This window comes from Rhizobium mongolense USDA 1844 (assembly GCF_000419765.1).
Classification (GTDB): domain Bacteria; phylum Pseudomonadota; class Alphaproteobacteria; order Rhizobiales; family Rhizobiaceae; genus Rhizobium; species Rhizobium mongolense.
On sequence record NZ_ATTQ01000002.1, the window covers coordinates 269,339 to 284,179 of the forward strand.

At 60.9% G+C, this 14,841-nt stretch carries 16 protein-coding genes; 5 read left to right on the forward strand and 11 right to left on the reverse strand.

What is annotated here, in order from left to right; genetic code table 11:
* Positions 1 to 27: 27 nt before the first annotated feature.
* Positions 28 to 330, forward strand: a complete 303-nt coding sequence (locus tag A3C3_RS0104475; protein ID WP_022713418.1) for an ArsR/SmtB family transcription factor — start codon at positions 28 to 30, stop codon at positions 328 to 330.
* A 9-nt stretch (positions 331 to 339) separates the two neighbouring features.
* Here A3C3_RS0104475 and A3C3_RS0104480 read toward each other — a convergent pair whose 3' ends face one another.
* On the reverse strand, positions 340 to 1,236 hold the full coding sequence (locus A3C3_RS0104480) for a LysR substrate-binding domain-containing protein (protein WP_022713419.1): 897 nt from the start codon (positions 1,234 to 1,236) through the stop codon (positions 340 to 342).
* A 114-nt stretch (positions 1,237 to 1,350) separates the two neighbouring features.
* On the opposite strand from A3C3_RS0104480, the gene A3C3_RS0104485 reads away from it, so the two are divergent.
* The gene (locus tag A3C3_RS0104485; RefSeq protein WP_022713420.1) at positions 1,351 to 2,058 is read left to right on the forward strand and encodes a glutathione S-transferase family protein; all 708 of its coding nucleotides are present in this window, start codon (positions 1,351 to 1,353) and stop codon (positions 2,056 to 2,058) included.
* A 25-nt stretch (positions 2,059 to 2,083) separates the two neighbouring features.
* Here the strand turns inward: A3C3_RS0104485 and betC are convergent, their stop codons facing one another.
* Both betC and A3C3_RS44985 read right to left on the reverse strand, forming a co-directional pair.
* On the reverse strand, positions 2,084 to 3,598 hold the full coding sequence (gene betC / locus A3C3_RS0104490) for a choline-sulfatase (protein WP_022713421.1): 1,515 nt from the start codon (positions 3,596 to 3,598) through the stop codon (positions 2,084 to 2,086).
* A gap of 20 nt (positions 3,599 to 3,618) precedes the next feature.
* On the reverse strand, positions 3,619 to 3,783 hold the full coding sequence (locus A3C3_RS44985) for a hypothetical protein (protein WP_022713422.1): 165 nt from the start codon (positions 3,781 to 3,783) through the stop codon (positions 3,619 to 3,621).
* Between the two features lie 111 nt (positions 3,784 to 3,894).
* On the opposite strand from A3C3_RS44985, the gene A3C3_RS0104500 reads away from it, so the two are divergent.
* Positions 3,895 to 4,815, forward strand: a complete 921-nt coding sequence (locus A3C3_RS0104500) for a choline sulfate utilization transcriptional regulator (RefSeq protein WP_022713423.1) — start codon at positions 3,895 to 3,897, stop codon at positions 4,813 to 4,815.
* Here the strand turns inward: A3C3_RS0104500 and otsA are convergent.
* From otsA to A3C3_RS0104530, 6 genes are all read right to left on the reverse strand, one after another.
* Complete coding sequence (gene otsA, locus A3C3_RS0104505) at positions 4,796 to 6,169, reverse strand: alpha,alpha-trehalose-phosphate synthase (UDP-forming) (protein ID WP_022713424.1); 1,374 nt, start codon at positions 6,167 to 6,169, stop codon at positions 4,796 to 4,798. The two genes, A3C3_RS0104500 and otsA, sit on opposite strands and share 20 nt — an antisense overlap.
* A 44-nt stretch (positions 6,170 to 6,213) precedes the next feature.
* A complete protein-coding gene (gene otsB, locus A3C3_RS0104510; protein WP_022713425.1) occupies positions 6,214 to 7,011 on the reverse strand; it encodes a trehalose-phosphatase in 798 nt (265 codons plus the stop codon).
* Positions 7,012 to 7,048: 37 nt separating this feature from the next.
* Positions 7,049 to 7,450 carry a GFA family protein gene (locus A3C3_RS0104515; protein WP_022713426.1) on the reverse strand — a complete coding sequence of 134 codons (402 nt, stop codon included), beginning with the start codon at positions 7,448 to 7,450 and terminating at the stop codon, positions 7,049 to 7,051.
* Between the two features lie 7 nt (positions 7,451 to 7,457).
* Positions 7,458 to 8,954, reverse strand: coding sequence for a S10 family peptidase (locus A3C3_RS0104520; protein ID WP_022713427.1), 1,497 nt, complete (start codon positions 8,952 to 8,954; stop codon positions 7,458 to 7,460).
* A gap of 99 nt (positions 8,955 to 9,053) precedes the next feature.
* Entirely contained in the window at positions 9,054 to 10,343 is a 1,290-nt protein-coding gene (locus tag A3C3_RS0104525; RefSeq protein WP_022713428.1) for a CynX/NimT family MFS transporter, read from the reverse strand.
* Positions 10,340 to 11,017 (reverse strand): FadR/GntR family transcriptional regulator, encoded by a 678-nt coding sequence (locus A3C3_RS0104530; RefSeq protein ID WP_028739403.1) that lies wholly within the window; start codon positions 11,015 to 11,017, stop codon positions 10,340 to 10,342. Before A3C3_RS0104530 ends, A3C3_RS0104525 begins: the two co-directional genes overlap by 4 nt.
* 519 nt (positions 11,018 to 11,536) lie before the next feature.
* On the opposite strand from A3C3_RS0104530, the gene A3C3_RS0104535 reads away from it, so the two are divergent.
* The gene (locus A3C3_RS0104535; protein ID WP_022713430.1) at positions 11,537 to 12,346 is read left to right on the forward strand and encodes a class II glutamine amidotransferase; all 810 of its coding nucleotides are present in this window, start codon (positions 11,537 to 11,539) and stop codon (positions 12,344 to 12,346) included.
* Here the strand turns inward: A3C3_RS0104535 and coaBC are convergent.
* Complete coding sequence (gene coaBC / locus A3C3_RS0104540; RefSeq protein ID WP_022713431.1) at positions 12,333 to 13,544, reverse strand: bifunctional phosphopantothenoylcysteine decarboxylase/phosphopantothenate--cysteine ligase CoaBC; 1,212 nt, start codon at positions 13,542 to 13,544, stop codon at positions 12,333 to 12,335. The genes A3C3_RS0104535 and coaBC overlap by 14 nt on opposite strands.
* A gap of 99 nt (positions 13,545 to 13,643) precedes the next feature.
* Between coaBC and A3C3_RS44990 the strand changes: the two genes are divergently transcribed.
* The gene (locus A3C3_RS44990) at positions 13,644 to 14,015 is read left to right on the forward strand and encodes a hypothetical protein (RefSeq protein ID WP_022713432.1); all 372 of its coding nucleotides are present in this window, start codon (positions 13,644 to 13,646) and stop codon (positions 14,013 to 14,015) included.
* Here A3C3_RS44990 and A3C3_RS0104550 read toward each other — a convergent pair.
* Positions 13,998 to 14,762, reverse strand: a complete 765-nt coding sequence (locus A3C3_RS0104550) for an SDR family oxidoreductase (RefSeq protein ID WP_022713433.1) — start codon at positions 14,760 to 14,762, stop codon at positions 13,998 to 14,000. The genes A3C3_RS44990 and A3C3_RS0104550 overlap by 18 nt on opposite strands.
* Positions 14,763 to 14,841: the final 79 nt, after the last annotated feature.

Here is a 14,841-nt window from a genome sequence, read left to right on the forward strand (position 1 = left end):
TATTTCGTTACTTGGCAAAATGACGAAATGCAAGATGTAGATATTCTGAAAGCCCTCGCCAATGAACGACGCCTCGTCATTCTCGAATGGTTGAAAGAGCCGCGGAAGCATTTTTCGCCTCAGGTGGATGGCGACCTAGAGGACGACGGTGTCTGCGCCGTGCTCGTCGCCGAAAAGCTGGGCATAACTCCGGCAACGCTGAGCGAACATATGCGTATATTGGTGCAGGCGGAGCTGGTACACGCAAAACGTATAAAGCAATGGATCTTCTATCGGCGCAATGAAGACCGCATCGCGGCGCTGAAGCAGGGGCTTTTCGCACACATATGATCGAAGGGGTCACGGCTGCCCCAGCCGCTCGCTTATGAAATCCACCACGGCCCGCACCGATGGCAGTTGGCCGCGCCGATGCGGGAGGAGCGCCGTTGTCGTGATGTTGCCCGCCGTCCATTCTGGCAGGATACGGATTATTCGCCCTTGCTCTATGGCCTCTCGGCAGACGGAAGTCGGAAGAATGGTGATTCCCATTCCCGCCGCCGCGGCCCTCAGCAGGACGAAAGGTTCGTCGGCCGCCATCACCGGCGCTGGCTTGACCAGCGTTTCGTCCCCTGTGGCGGAGAAAAGCCGCCATGCCGCCTCGGTGAGGCTGGGCATGACGGCAGCATGTGCCACGAGATCCTCCGGCCTTTGTGGAGCCCCGTGCCTGTCGACATAGGATGGCGCGGCGACGAGAAGAAATTCATGCTCTGCCAATTTACGCTGCACGAGGCTTGAATCGGCAAGCGGCAGCTGATGGCTGCGTACTGCGATATCGAAGCCCTCTTGTACGATATCGACCAAGCGATCGGTAACATGCAGAAAGACTTTAAGCTTCGGATATCGGACCGCCAGGTCCGGTAGATGCTCGGCCAGCATGAACTGCGAAGCCGGCACCGAGGCGGTGATGCGCACGGTGCCGTTCGGCTCGCCGAGACGCGACCGGACAATGCTTTCCGCCATCTCCGCTTCGATGACTGATGCCTGCGCGTGCTCGAAGAAATCGCGTCCGAGATCCGTGAGTGAAAAGCTGCGCGAGGTGCGCTGGATCAGTCGCGCGCCCAGCTTCGCTTCCAGTTCTGCAACCCGCTTGCTCACCGTCGATTTGGGAACGCCGAGGCGCCGTCCAGCGGCCGTGAAGCTGCCGCCTTCGACTGCGTGAACGAAAAGGTTGAGATCGTTGAGATTAAAGGAGCTCAATTCAATCTTCCATATTCATAGACTTTGATTGTGCATTTTGAGCCGCTGTTCGGCAATCGTCCACAAAACGATATTCTGATCGTGAAATCAGTTCAATCCCGAAAGGAACGACGAATGTCTCCGATTTTGTTTTACGGCGTGCCGGAAGGCTGCTCTTTTGCCTCCATCGTCGCACTCGAATGGTCAGGCGAGCCCTATCATCTCTGCCGGATCGAGATGCCGGAAGTCGTCTCGAGCGAAGACTATGGGCGGATCAACGCGATCGGCGAAACACCTTCGCTCATGCTTGGCGATGGCCGTGTCATGAGCGAGAGCATGGCAATCCTCAACCACATCGCTTCCGGCCACATCCGCAAGGGTCTCGGCTTTGCACAGGGCAGCGCCGAGTTTGATAGGCTGAACCAGATGCTCGCCTATCTCAACACCAGCTTTTTCAATGCATTCAGCTCGCTCTGGTACACGATCGAACACGAGCTGGAGCCGGATGCCAGGAAGGCGCTGACCGCTTATGGCGTTGCCAAGGTCGAGAAGGTCCATAGGGAACTCGAGCAACTTCTTGGCGGGCGCAAGTGGCTGCTTGGCAAAGGACCGAGCCTTGCCGACGCCTATTTCGCCGGCATCGCACGCTGGAACGACTTCCATAATGTCGTGGATCGCAAGCAATTCTCCGCACTGAACAGCCTCTATGAAAGGCTGCAGGAAAATCCAGCAGTGCGCTTTGCCCTGGCGATCGAACACGAAGAACCGGCCGAAAGCACAGGTGGCTTTCGTGGCCATGTCACGCTGGAGGACGCGCTCGGCTATCTGCAGAACGCAGCCTGATGCCTTGCAACATTATCCGCGCGGGTCATTCCCCGCGCGGATATCGCTGGTTCTCTTCCAGAACGTTAAGGTCCATGTGGTTGCGCATATAGCGCTCCGAGGCCTTCTGCAGCGGCTGGTAGTCCCAGGGATAATAGGCGCCATTGCGCAGCGCTGCATAAACGACCCAGCGGCGTGCCTGGCTTTCCCGCACGGATTGGTCGTAGTGTGCGAGGTCCCAGCGTTTATTTGCCTGTTCGGTCAATGCCGTGAGCGTCGCGGTATGGGCCGGGTCCGTAGCTAGGTTTTTGAGCTCGTGCGGATCGGCATCGAGGTCGAAGAGCATCGGCGGGTCTTTTTCGCAGAGCGACAGCTTGTAGCGCCTGTCGCGCAGGCAGACGAGCGGCGCGATCGAGCCCTCCGCAGCATATTCCATCGGCACCGCGCCGCGACTGCCGGTGCCCGTGGCGAGGGGGGCCAGGTCCTCGCCGTCGGTCCATTTCTTGAGCGAGCTTATGTCGAGACCGGCAAGTCCCGCCAGCGTCGGCGTCACGTCCAGCGTTGAAACCGGCTGATCGATTCGCGCTGCCTTCCAGCCGGGTGCGGCAATCATCAGCGGTACCCGCGCCGAACCGTCGAAGAAGCACATCTTGAACCACAGCCCGCGTTCGCCGAGCATGTCACCGTGGTCGGAGACAAACAGGATGATGGTGTTTTCCGCCATCCGTCCGCGCTCGAGCACGTCGAGGATCTCACCGATTTTCTCGTCCACATAGGAGATACTGGCGAAGTAGCCCCTTCGCGCGCGGCGGATGTGTTCGGGCGTAATGTCGAAAGCCTTGTAGTCGCAGGCCTCGAGCAGGCGCTGCGAATGCGGATCGAGCTCATCGAACGGGATTGGTCCGATCTCGGGGTCGAGCGCCGGGCAGTCTTCGTAGAGATCAAAGAATTTCCGCCGTGCCACGTAAGGGTCGTGCGGATGCGTGAAGCTGACGGTCAGACACCATGGACGCTCGTCCTGCCGGCGCGAAAGATCGTAGAGTTTGCGGGTCGCGTGGTAGGCGACCTCGTCGTCATATTCCATCTGGTTGGTGATTTCGGCGACGCCGGCGCCGGTGACCGAACCGAGGTTGTGATACCACCAGTCGATGCGCTCGCCGGGTTTCGTATAGTCGGGCGTCCAGCCGAAATCGGCGGGATAGATATCGGTCGTCAGCCGCTCCTCGAAGCCGTGAAGTTGATCTGGCCCGACGAAATGCATCTTGCCGGAAAGCGCTGTCTGATATCCGACGGCCCGCAGATGGTGCGCGTAAGTCGGGATGTCGGAGGCAAATTCTGCGGCATTGTCATAGACGCGTGTCCGGCTGGGGAGCTGGCCCGACATGAAGGAGGCTCGCGCCGGAGCGCAGAGCGGGCTTGCCGTATAGGTGTTGGCGAAACGCACGGAACGCTCCGCCAATGCCTTCAGATGCGGCGCGTGAAGAAATTCGGCCGGTCCGTCCGGAAACAGCGTTCCGTTGAACTGGTCGACCATGAGGATGAGGATATTCGGGCGCGCCATGTGGTGTTTGTCCTTGGAAATTAGAGGCCGAGCGAGCTTTTCACCGCATCAGCAGCGGGCTTCCCCTCGAGCGTGGTGACGCCAAAGAGCCACGGATCGATGGCCTTTGGGTTTGCCTTCAGCCATGCCGCTGGAGCGGCACCGGGAAGGAGAGAGAAGAGGAGGCTGGCAGCGAACCGGTTCATGGGCGAATTCTTTCCATTGCAGTTCCTCTGTTATTCGAGCAATTTATTGAACATCAGGTTAGTTCCCGTTGTGAAGCTGGCTTTTTTCAATGGGCGATCAAAGGATTTTTTATGGCAGAGCGACCAATTGACCTTGGATGGGTTCGCGTATTTGCCGCGGTGGGGAAAATGGGCAGTCTCTCGTCTGCGGCCGGAACGCTCGGCCTGACCCAGCCTGCTGTCAGCTATCAGATCCGCCGCCTGGAGGAGCACATGGGCGTCAGCCTCCTTCAGCGGCAGCACCGCGGTGTCGAATTGACATCGGAAGGCCGCAGGCTTTTCGACGTCACCTCTCGCACGGTTGACGATATCGACATGCTGGTGCGCAGTTTTCGCAGCCAATCCGAACGTCCGGCGATCAGGCTGAGGACGGATTACGCCTTCTCATCGCTCTGGCTGATCCCACGTATGCATACCTTCCGCCTGCTTTATCCCGAAATGGACATCCAGATCGTCGCGACGCAGCGCATGGAGCACGGCCCGCCGGATGGCGACATTGCCGTCGTCTTCGGAACGCGGCAGGAATTCGGCAGCAACGCGACGCTACTTCTGCCAGAAAAGGTCGTCCCGATTTGCACCCAAGGCTTCCTGGATCGAAACGGCCCCTTCTTCGATCCGTTCGAGATTGCCAGCGCGCGTCTTCTGCATCTCGATACGCGCGCACCGTCGCCGTGGTTCGATTGGAAGAGCTACCTCGCCGAGCTCGGCATCAATCGTGATGCGGCCGTAGGGCAGGGCGAGCTCAGTTTCAACACATATTCGCTTGTCGTGCAGGCGGCGATCGGCGAGCAGGGGCTGGCGATCGGCTGGATGGGTCTGGTCGATTCGCTGCTCTCGTCACGTATGCTGGTTACAGCCGGCCCGATGTTGGAGGCCACGGACCGCGGCTACTGGCTTTTGCCGCCGAAAGCGCAGAGCGCGGAGACTGATCGGCTTGCCGCCTGGCTGATCTCCGAGGCCGGCATAGACGCGCTCAAGGCGCAAGATCTTTGAGAAAATCCCGGCACCAGCGCGACACATCGTGTTCCAGCAAATGGTCCATCATCATCTGCCAGCGCTCTTTCCGCTCTTCCAGGGGCATGCTGAGCGCCCTCGCCATCGCGTTTGCCGTACCCTCGATATCGTAGGGGTTGACCAGCAGGGAGCCTTTCAGCTCGCGGGCAGCACCGGCGAAGCGCGAAAGCACGAGCACGCCCGGATCGTCCGGGTTTTGTGCGGCTACATATTCCTTGGCGACAAGGTTCATCCCGTCCCGCAGCGGGGTCACCAAGCCGACTTTGCCGAGCCGGTAGAGCCCAGCGAGAATGTGGCGTCCCACGGATCGGTTGATATAGCGTATCGGCACCCAATCGACGGCGCTGAGAGCGCCGTTCACCCTGCCGGCCTGCTCTGCCACGGTGCGTTGCATGGCTTCGTATTCAGGCACTTCGGAGCGGGACTTCGGGGTGATCTGCAGATAGGTGACGCGCCCCTGCTGTGCCGGATTGGCCAGGATGAAGCGCTCGAAAGCGTCGATGCGCTGCGTGATTCCCTTGGAATAATCTAGGCGGTCGACGCCGATGATCAGGCTGCGGCCTTCGATGCTTAGACGCGCTTTTTTGACCATGCTGTTGCTCGCGGCCCTTTGGGCGAATTCGGCAAAGGCCGCAGTCTCGATGCTGATCGCATAGGCACCGCCCTTGAAAGTCCGGCCATGGGAGCTGTAGCGGCCTTCGCCGAGTTCGTCGCCGATGCCTTCCCGTCTGAGACATCCGGCGAAATTCTCAAGGTCGTGATCCGTCTGAAAGCCGACAACATCGTAGTGCGAGAGGCCGCGCATGATCTGCTCGTGAACCGGCATTGTGAAGAGCACGTCCGCTGGCGGCCATGGAATATGGAGGAAGAAGCCGATGCGGTTCTTCAGGCCCATTTGACGCAGTTCCGCGGCGAGCGGGATCAGGTGGTAGTCGTGCACCCAGATGAGGTCATCGGGTTCGATCAGCGGCGCCAGCCGATGAGCAAAAAAACGGTTGACGCGGAAATAGCCGGCCATCTCCTTGCGGCCGTATTCCGCAAGATCCAGACGGTAGTGGCAGATCGGCCAGAGAACGCGGTTGGCAAAGCCGTGATAGTATTCTTCCACATCGGTATCGGTCAGATCCGTCAGTGCATAGGTGATGTTGCCTTGCTGCAGCCGTGCAAGCGGCTGCGGCTCATGCTCGCCGCTCGATTTTCCCGACCAGCCCATCCATATCCCGCCGCGCTCCTCAAGGGCTGCCTTCAGGGCGACCGCCAGCCCGCCGGCGGGCGCAATGCCGCCCTTGTCGGGAACGGGCACGCGATTGGAAACAATGACGAGACGGCTCATGCCAGTTCCTTTCATGCAATAAAATACGTCGGGTGCTCAAATCTTCACGAGGCCAATGTCTCAATGATGCCGCGCAGAGCTTCGGCAGAGGGGATGGAGCCGCGCGCTTCGCTCGCAGGCGAAAGCGGCCCGACGCGGATCGAATGGCCGCCAAGCCGGTTGACCGTGCGAAACATCGCTTCGTCGGTCACATCGTCCCCGATCGCAATGGCGCGTCTTCCGGCAAAGACCGGATGTGCGAGAAAGGCTTCGACCGCGTTGCCCTTGTCTGCGCTGGCCGGACGAATTTCGATCACCATCTTGCCGTGCTGGATCGTCCAGTTCGGTCCGGCTCGACTAAGCGCCCGTTCCATCAATGGTTCGAGCTCGAGCTCCCTGTCCGGGGCAAGCCGATAATGTGCGGCGACCGCTGCTCCCTTATCCTCGATCAGAACCCCCGCCCAACCTGCAGTCTCGGCGGCGAGATCCGCCTTCAGCCGCTCGAATTCCGCTGTGACTTCGGCTTTGCGCAGGCGTCCGTCCGGGTCGCGCCGCTCGGCACCGTGAAGTCCGGCGATCGGAAAGTGGAACGGCGAAAAAAGCTGGTCGGCATAGTCGAGCCCCCGGCCGGTCACGAGGGCCAGCGCACCTGCGAGCCTTGTCGCCAAGACGTCGAGATTTGCAGGCAGCGACGGTGGAACGACGATGTCGTCCGGCGTCTCGGCTAACTCGAGCAAGGTCCCGTCGATATCCATGAAGAGGGCCCAATTTTCCGGCTCGGCGGAGAGAACAGCGAGAATAGAGTCTTCCCCTGAAACCGCATCCGGTTTCGAGGCGCTGAGAGACTGCTTCTGGTATGACATGAGGCTCTATCTATGTCAGGCCCCGCTTCAGGCAACCCTAACTTTCCGTTTCGAAGCGCGGCAGGGCTTCGATATTGCCGGTCCAGGGCAGCGCAGAGCGGCACCAGATCTGCTTGCGCGGCGACAGTTCGGCCCGCTCATTGATCGTGCCGACGCGGATGCCGACGAAGGCGTTGTCCTCTCCCATGCGATAGAGATGCGAGCCGCAATCCGGACAGAAGAATTGCCGGCTGTATGCTCCGCTTTCGCCATGCTTGACATAGGTTTTCGGCGTGCCGCGAAGAAGCCGGAAATCGTCCTGTCGCGCAACCGTGCTGACGCGGTAGGCCGTCCCCGTCAGCCGTTGGCAATCCGTGCAATGACAGATGCTGACGCGCTCCGGATCGATCTCGGCCTCATAGGCAATCGCGCCGCAATGGCATCCACCGGTAACGTGCATCTGCTCCTCATTCGGCTATCTGTGCGGCCGGATGCTGACCATAGAAGGCCTTGGCATCAGCGGTAAAAGCGGCCCGCGCCTGCGCATTGGTGTAGAACATATGGCCGCCGCGATAGACGTCCAGGCTTACACGGCCTCGTGTCAGGCTTTCAGGCAGATGGTCCACGACATAGCGGCTGACCCCATAGGGCGTAACGATATCGCTGTAGCCGTGTGCGATCAGCAAATGAAAGCTTGGATTGGAACCCAGCAATTCGCGGATGTCGTCCGTTATGCTCGCCTGCAGCCGTGATCCGCTGCCGTGTCCACCGCCCCATTCCCACTGTCGGCTGACGTCGCTTTCGAGCAGCGTATAGGTCATCTCGGTCCTGAAGCCGAGTTCGTTGCGTGCGTAATCGGCAAAAGCGCCGCCATAAGCACGGGTAAAGCCGTCGAGGACCGCATCATCGCCACGATCGGAGTCTGACTCCGGATAAGGATCGGGCGTTGCGAACGAGGCATCGTAGGGGCTCATCACCTCGCCCTGCTGCTTGGCGGAATTCTTGGCAAAGGCATTGCCCAGGAAGCCGCGGTTTCGGGTGACGACGTCTTCGGGAATGCCGGTCATCGTCGAGACCTTGCCATAGAATGCCTTCGCAGCGTCCCCCGCCGGTGCTGGTCCGGCCAAGGTCGTCAGATATTCGCCGAGCGCGAACTTCTCCGCGTCTCGTTGCGCTTTTTCGTCGAAGGTCTTGCGGCGCTCGGCTTCAGCGGCGGCGAGGGACGGAAACTCGAGAGCAGCCCCAAGCGCAAACCGGTCTGCATTGAACATCAGCTGGCCCTCAAGCAACGGCGAGAGCATGACCGCGCCGGCGATGATGATGCCTTGGCTTTGCCGCAGGGCAGCGGCGACCTTCGCGGCGCGGAAACCGCCATAGCTTTCGCCGAGAAGATATTTTTGTGAGCCAGAGCGATTCTTGTGCGCGACATAAAGCGCGATCGCCTTTGCAATGCTCTGCGCATCGGCGTTGACGTTGTAGTAGTTCGAAGCGTCGTCGGCCTTCGCCGTGCGGCTCCATCCTGTGCCGATCGGATCGATCAGCACGAGATCGGTGAAATCGAGCCAGCTCTGCGGATTGTCGACGAGCTTTACATTTGCGCCGTCCCGGGCCTGCGGACCGAAATCCAATATGCGCGGCCCGACGAGCCCAAGGTGCAAAAATGCGGAAGCTGCGCCCGGACCGCCGTTGAAAGCGAAGGTAATGGGCCGGTTTTCCGCACCCCCCTTGGCGGTATAGGCGGTGTAGAATATCGCGCCGGTGCGAGCGCCGTCCTGCCCGAAGAGATCGAGCGTGCCCGCCGTCGCCGTATAGGCAAGCCTGCGGCCGCCGATATTCTGCTCATGCTGGGTCACGGAATCGGACGGCAACAGCTTCAACACGCCGGGCCGCTCCTGGGCATTCGAGACGACAGGTGCGGCGAGAGCCAGCAGCGCGAACAGGATGGCGGCAGATCGGAACGACACTCTTTCCTCCTGGGCGATGGAACGCGATCATAGATAGCGTAACATCTGCCATCTCGCAGAGGTATCAAGAGATGGTGATGCGCAGGTGAGGCGAGGCGCTTACGTCTTCTGGGTCGTGCGCGCATTGACGTGCAGCGCACGTCCTGCATTCCAGCCGTTGATCGCGGCTCCAAATCCGAGCAGAACGAAGAGTGCTGCGGACCAGGCAAAGCTTCCGGTTGTGCCGCGAATGAGCCCGACGATCAGCGGGCCGACAGCGGCCAGCAGATAGCCGACGCATTGCGCCATGCCGGATAGGTGAGCTGCGACATGCGGATCGCGCGAGCGCAGCACGATCGTTGTCATTGCCACTGCAATCAGGCCGCCTTGTCCTATTCCCTGCAGCACCGCCCAAAGCCAGACCGTCGAAAGCGGCGCGAAGAGCAGGCCAAGCAGGGCCACCACGGCAATGACGCACAGCACAGCGTTGATCAGCCGCTGGTCTTTGCCGCGTACGGCAATCTGCGGTGCCACGAGGCAGGCGGCGGCCTGCACCATGACTGATACCGATACGATGGCGCCGGCAGTCACACCGTCGAGGCCGCGCTCGCGCAGGATCGGCACGAGCCAGCCGAAGACGCAATAGGCGAGCGCTGATTGAAGGCCCATGAAAAGGGTGACCTGCCAGGCAAGCCGGTCCCGCCAGAGGCCCTCGACCCTGAAGCCGCTTCGCCGCGTCTGAGCCGGAATTCTAAGAACCTGCGGAAGCCAGATCAAGGCGACGACGAAGGCGGGCAATGCCCAGGCGGCAAGAGCGCCTTCCAGCGATCCGTCGAGCGAGTGCTCGATCGGCAGCGTGAAACCGGCAGCGCTCGCTGCGCCGGCGCAGAGCGCCATCGTATAACATCCGGTCATCAGCGCTGTGCGATCGGCGAAGTCGCGCTTGACCAGGCCAGGAAGCAGGACGTTTCCGACGGCGATACAAGCGCCAGCAAGCGCGGTTCCAAGAAAGAGAAGCGGAACCGAGGATAGCCCGCGCATGGCCGTGCCGAGTGCCAGCAGCACGAGCACGCCCAGCAGCGTTCGCTCGGCACCCAATCGCTGTGCCAGCTTTGGCGCGAGCGGCGAAAATGCGCCCAGGCAAACGACGGGAAGCGTGGTCAGCAGGCTCGCGCCGAGGGCTGAAAGGCCAAGCCCCGCGCGAATTTCCGGCAGCAGCGCGGATGCGCTGGAGAACACGGGGCGAAGGTTGAAGGCGATGAGTACGAGGCTGACACCGAGAATGATACGGCTTGCCACTGTCGACTGTGCCGGAGCTTGCGGTGCGGGAATACTGTCTGCCTCGGCATCGATCAACTGCTCGTCGATGGCCTCGAGAGCCTCGGCTGCATCAGAAATGGGGGTGGTCACGAGAGAATCATCCGTTCAAGGGCGGCAATCACCGGCTTCATGAAGCGGCGTACGGCGGCATCCGCTTTCGCGGGGTGACCGGTCTCGATGGCATCGATGATATCGGCGTGCGCTTTCATGTCGGGCTCGGGAATATCCTGCCCGAGCGTTGCCTCGATGGTTTCGGCAATCGAGGCCGAGAAGAAGTCATAGATCTCGATCATCGCCCGGTTGCCGGAGGCAGCGATGATCGCTTTGTGAAAGGCAAGATCGCGCTCGACGAAGGCCCCCTTGTCGCCCCCTTCGTAGTTGCCGCGCTTGGCCAGAAGGTCGCGCAGCTGAGTTATAATTTCCGGCGTCTGCCGCAGCGAGGCGAGGCGGGCTGCCTCGACGTCCAGGGCGCAGCGCGCTTCGAACTGGTCGCGCAGACTTGCCCGCCGGGCCATCGTCAGTGGTCGACTGGCATCCCTCGTCGAAAGGACGTAGGTTCCGGAGCCTTGTCGCGTTTCGAGCAGGCCCTGAGAGACAAGCACGCGCACGGCCTCGCGGATCGTGCCCCGGCTGACTGCCAGCGCGGCGGAAAGATCGGCTTCGTTCGGGAGCTTGTCGCCGACACTCCATCGCTTCGCGAGGATTTCGCCGCGGATCGCTTCAATCGCCGTCTCGGCCAGATTTGTCTTGTTGAGTGGCTGCATTGTCATATTCATAAAGTCATCAGATGACTTTATGAATATGACATGGCTCGGTTGCCGTCAAAGAAATTCTGCAAAATCAAAAAGGGCCGCCTCAGCGACCCTTTCCATGAGTTTGGCCTGTAGCTGGCCTGGACCGTCAAAGCGGCCCCAGGAAGGCGGGGATTAGAGCGAGGGCTGCCTCGCTTTCGTCACCTCTCCCATGCCCGTTACGAGGTCCGAAATCTCATTAGACATTGGATCACCTTCCTTTCGTTCTGTTGCTGATGCTTAAAAGGTAAGGAAAAATTTCGATGATGCAAGAGAAATCCTTGCGATGATTGCTGGGACACAGCCAAGAGGCAATGTTCACAAAAGAAGATGCGTGCTCAACGAATGTGATCGGCTGAAGTGTTTCCAACCCGCATGCCGCCTTGCAAAATTTGCAATCGTTAAGTTTTTATTCACCATCGCGCTCGACAATCGATCGGGCATTTCCAACCAGTCCCTCGCCAGGACGGCGGGTTACGGAGTGAGAAAAGCATGTGTCGCTGGGCAGCCTATCGTGGAGACCCCCTCTATCTCGAGGAGCTGGTTTCCTCGCCCGCCCACTCGCTCATCGAACAATCCCATTGCGCCACCCGCGCCAAGACCGCGACGAACGGCGATGGCATCGGTATTGCCTGGTACGGCGACCGGCCGGAGCCGGGCCGCTACCGCGATATCCTTCCGGCATGGTCCGACTGCAATCTGAAGAGCCTGGCACGCCAAATCCGCTCGCCGCTTTTCCTGGTCCATGTGCGCGCAGCCACCGGCGGCGGCACACGGCGCGACAATTGCCATCCGTTTACGCATGGGAATTGGTCTTTCATGCACAACGGCCAGATCGGCGGCTTCGAGCGCCTGCGCCGTTCCATGGAGGCAATGCTCGATGACGAGCTCTTCAATGTCCGCAGTGGCACGACCGATTCCGAGCTGATGTTCCTGCTCGCCCTGCAATTCGGTCTGTGCCGGGCGCCGCTTACTGCGATGGCGCAGATGGTGAGCTTCGTCGAAGGGCTTGCTGAAAACATCCTGGGCCACGTCCATGTGCGTTTCACCGCCGCGTTTTCCGACGGTCGCTCGCTCTACGGCATTCGTTATGCGACAGATCGAAAGGCGCCGACACTTTATGCCTCACCGATGCGCCAGGGACATTGCCTTGTTTCTGAGCCGTTGAACGACGACATCGATGCCTGGGCCGAGATACCGGACGGCAGCGCCGTCACGATTGGCGAGAACGGCATCGAGGTCGCCGCCTTCAAGCCGGAAAAGCGTATCAGCGTAGCGGCGGGTATCGCTATCCCTGCCTGAAGCGTTCGGCGATCAGCGCCGCCAGCTTTTCCGCCACCTCTTCCTTGCCGAGATCGGGCCATTGCTCGACGCCGCTTCGGCTGATCAGCTTCACGCTGTTGCGCGTGCCGCCCATGACGCCCGTCGCCGGCGAGACGTCGTTCGCAACGATCAGGTCGGCGCCCTTGCGCTCGAGCTTCGCCTTGGCGTTGTTTTCGACATCCTGCGTCTCGGCCGCAAAGCCGATCACCAGCCTCGGCCGCATCGTGTGGTGGCCGACTGCCTTCAGGATGTCCGGGTTTTCGGTCAGCGCCAGCGTCGGGATGGATTCGCCTGGATGCTTCTTGATCTTCTGATCGGCGGCAGAGGCGACGCGCCAGTCGGCTACGGCTGCCACCATCACGGCAATATCGGCCGGCAGCGCAGCGAGCACCGCATCGCGCATTTCTTCGGCGCGCTCGACATGGATCGTCCTGATGCCGACGGGATCGGCAATTGCCACCGGTCCGGAGATGAGTGCGACATCCGCACCGAGCTTCGCAAGTGCTGCGGCAATCGCATGCCCCTGCCTGCCGGAAGAACGGTTGGCGATGTAGCGCACGGGGTCGATTGGTTCGTGGGTCGGTCCCGAGGTGACGATCGCCTTGCGTCCGGCAAGTGGCTTCGGCCCGTCGTCAAGTAACGCTTCGGCGGCGGCAACGATCTCCAGCGGCTCGGCCATGCGGCCGATGCCTGCCTCCTTGCTCTCCGCCATCTCGCCTGCCATCGGGCCGACGAAACGGATACCGTCGCCTTTCAGGATGGCGAAATTCCGTTCCGTCGCCGCGTGCGACCACATCTTCGGGTTCATCGCTGGCGCGGCAAGAACCGGCCTGTCCGTCGCGAGCAAAATGGTCGAGGCCAGATCATCCGCGAAACCGTTTGCCATCTTGGCCATCAGATCGGCCGTTGCTGGCGCGATCAGAATGAGGTCGCAGTCGCGAGCAAGCCGGATATGGCCCACATCCTGTTCGTCCTGCCGCGAAAAGAGATCGGTGAAGACGTGGTCTGCGGCAAGAGCGCCGACAGCAAGCGGCGTCACGAATTCCTGCGCGCCCTTCGTCATCACCGGACGCACCGAAGCACCGCACTCGCGCAGGCGCCGGATCAGGTCGAGGCTCTTGTAGGCCGCGATGCCGCCGGAAATGATGAGCAGGATGCGTTTACCGTTGAGAGCCATGGCCTTCTATCCGTCGCCTTGTTGACCACTACCGACCCTAAGCCTTTGGCGGATAACATGCAATCACCGCAGCGCTCCTAAGCTCTCCGACCATTCGCAGTGAAGATCGCGATCGCAAGCCCGACGCCGCCGAGTTGGAAAATGGAGCCGCCTGCTTCCGCGACCGTCGGCAGGCGTTTCTCGAAAAATAGGCCGAAGACCAGGCCAAAGACCGTTTCTGCGAACGATCAACTGTGCGGCAAGCGCAAGCGGCAGCCGTTTGGAAGCGATCATCCAGAGCAGCGTCGCAAGTCAAGCGCCCGCAAGGCCCATCACTGGCGGCCAGAGAAGGCGTCGGAAAAGATCGAGACATTCACCCAACCGATGCCGACGCCGATCAAGATCAGCGGTATGGCGAGCAGCCACCAGGCGACGGAGTGGTCGGCGAAGTTGGCGAAGATGATCTCGTTGCGGCTACGTGCGCGTGATTGAAGCGCCGCCGTCGAGCAGCGAAGCCGTGCCTGTTACGAAGCTCGCGTCGTCGGAGGCGAGGTAGAGGACGGAGCGGGCGATCTCTTCCGGCGTTGCGACGCGCCTCAGTGCGTGCAGGTTGGTGATGAAGCCCTGTTTGTCCGGCGTATCGTTCATCTCGCGATACATGTCGGTATCGACTGCACCGGGCAGGATGGCATTGACGCGGACATTCTGCGGGCCGAACTCGGCGGCAAGCGCCTGCGTCAGGCCGATCAGGCCGGACTTGCTGGCGGCATAGGCTGCGACGCCCGGGAAAGCGAAGCTGTAGCCGACGAAGGTGGACGTGAAGATCACCGAACCGCCGCCGTGTTTCGCCATTTCCGCGATCTGGTGTTTGGCGGCGAGGAAAGAGGCGGTGAGGTTGACCGCCAGAGCTTCGCTGAAGCCTGCCTCGGAAACGCCCGTGCTCGGACCAGCTTCGCCGAGCATACCGGCATTGTTGAAGGCGATGTCAAGCTTGCCGTAATTTTCGATCGCGGCAGCGACGAGTGCCTTCTGATAGTCTTCCGAGCGCACGTCGCCAATGACTGCAACGGCTTCGCCGCCGGCCCCCTTGATATCCGCGGCGAGGCTGTCGAGTTCTGCCTGGCGGCGGGCGCCGACGACGACCTTGGCGCCTTCAGCGGCGAAAAGCTTTGCCGTCGAGCGGCCGATGCCGGAGCTTGCGCCGGTGACGATTGCGACTTTGTTGTTCAAGCGATTCATTGTTCCATCTCCTGGTGGGAGGGACAGCTCCTGCCGCCCCCGTTCGATGCGTTGAAGATGGCATTTTCCATGCGTTCGG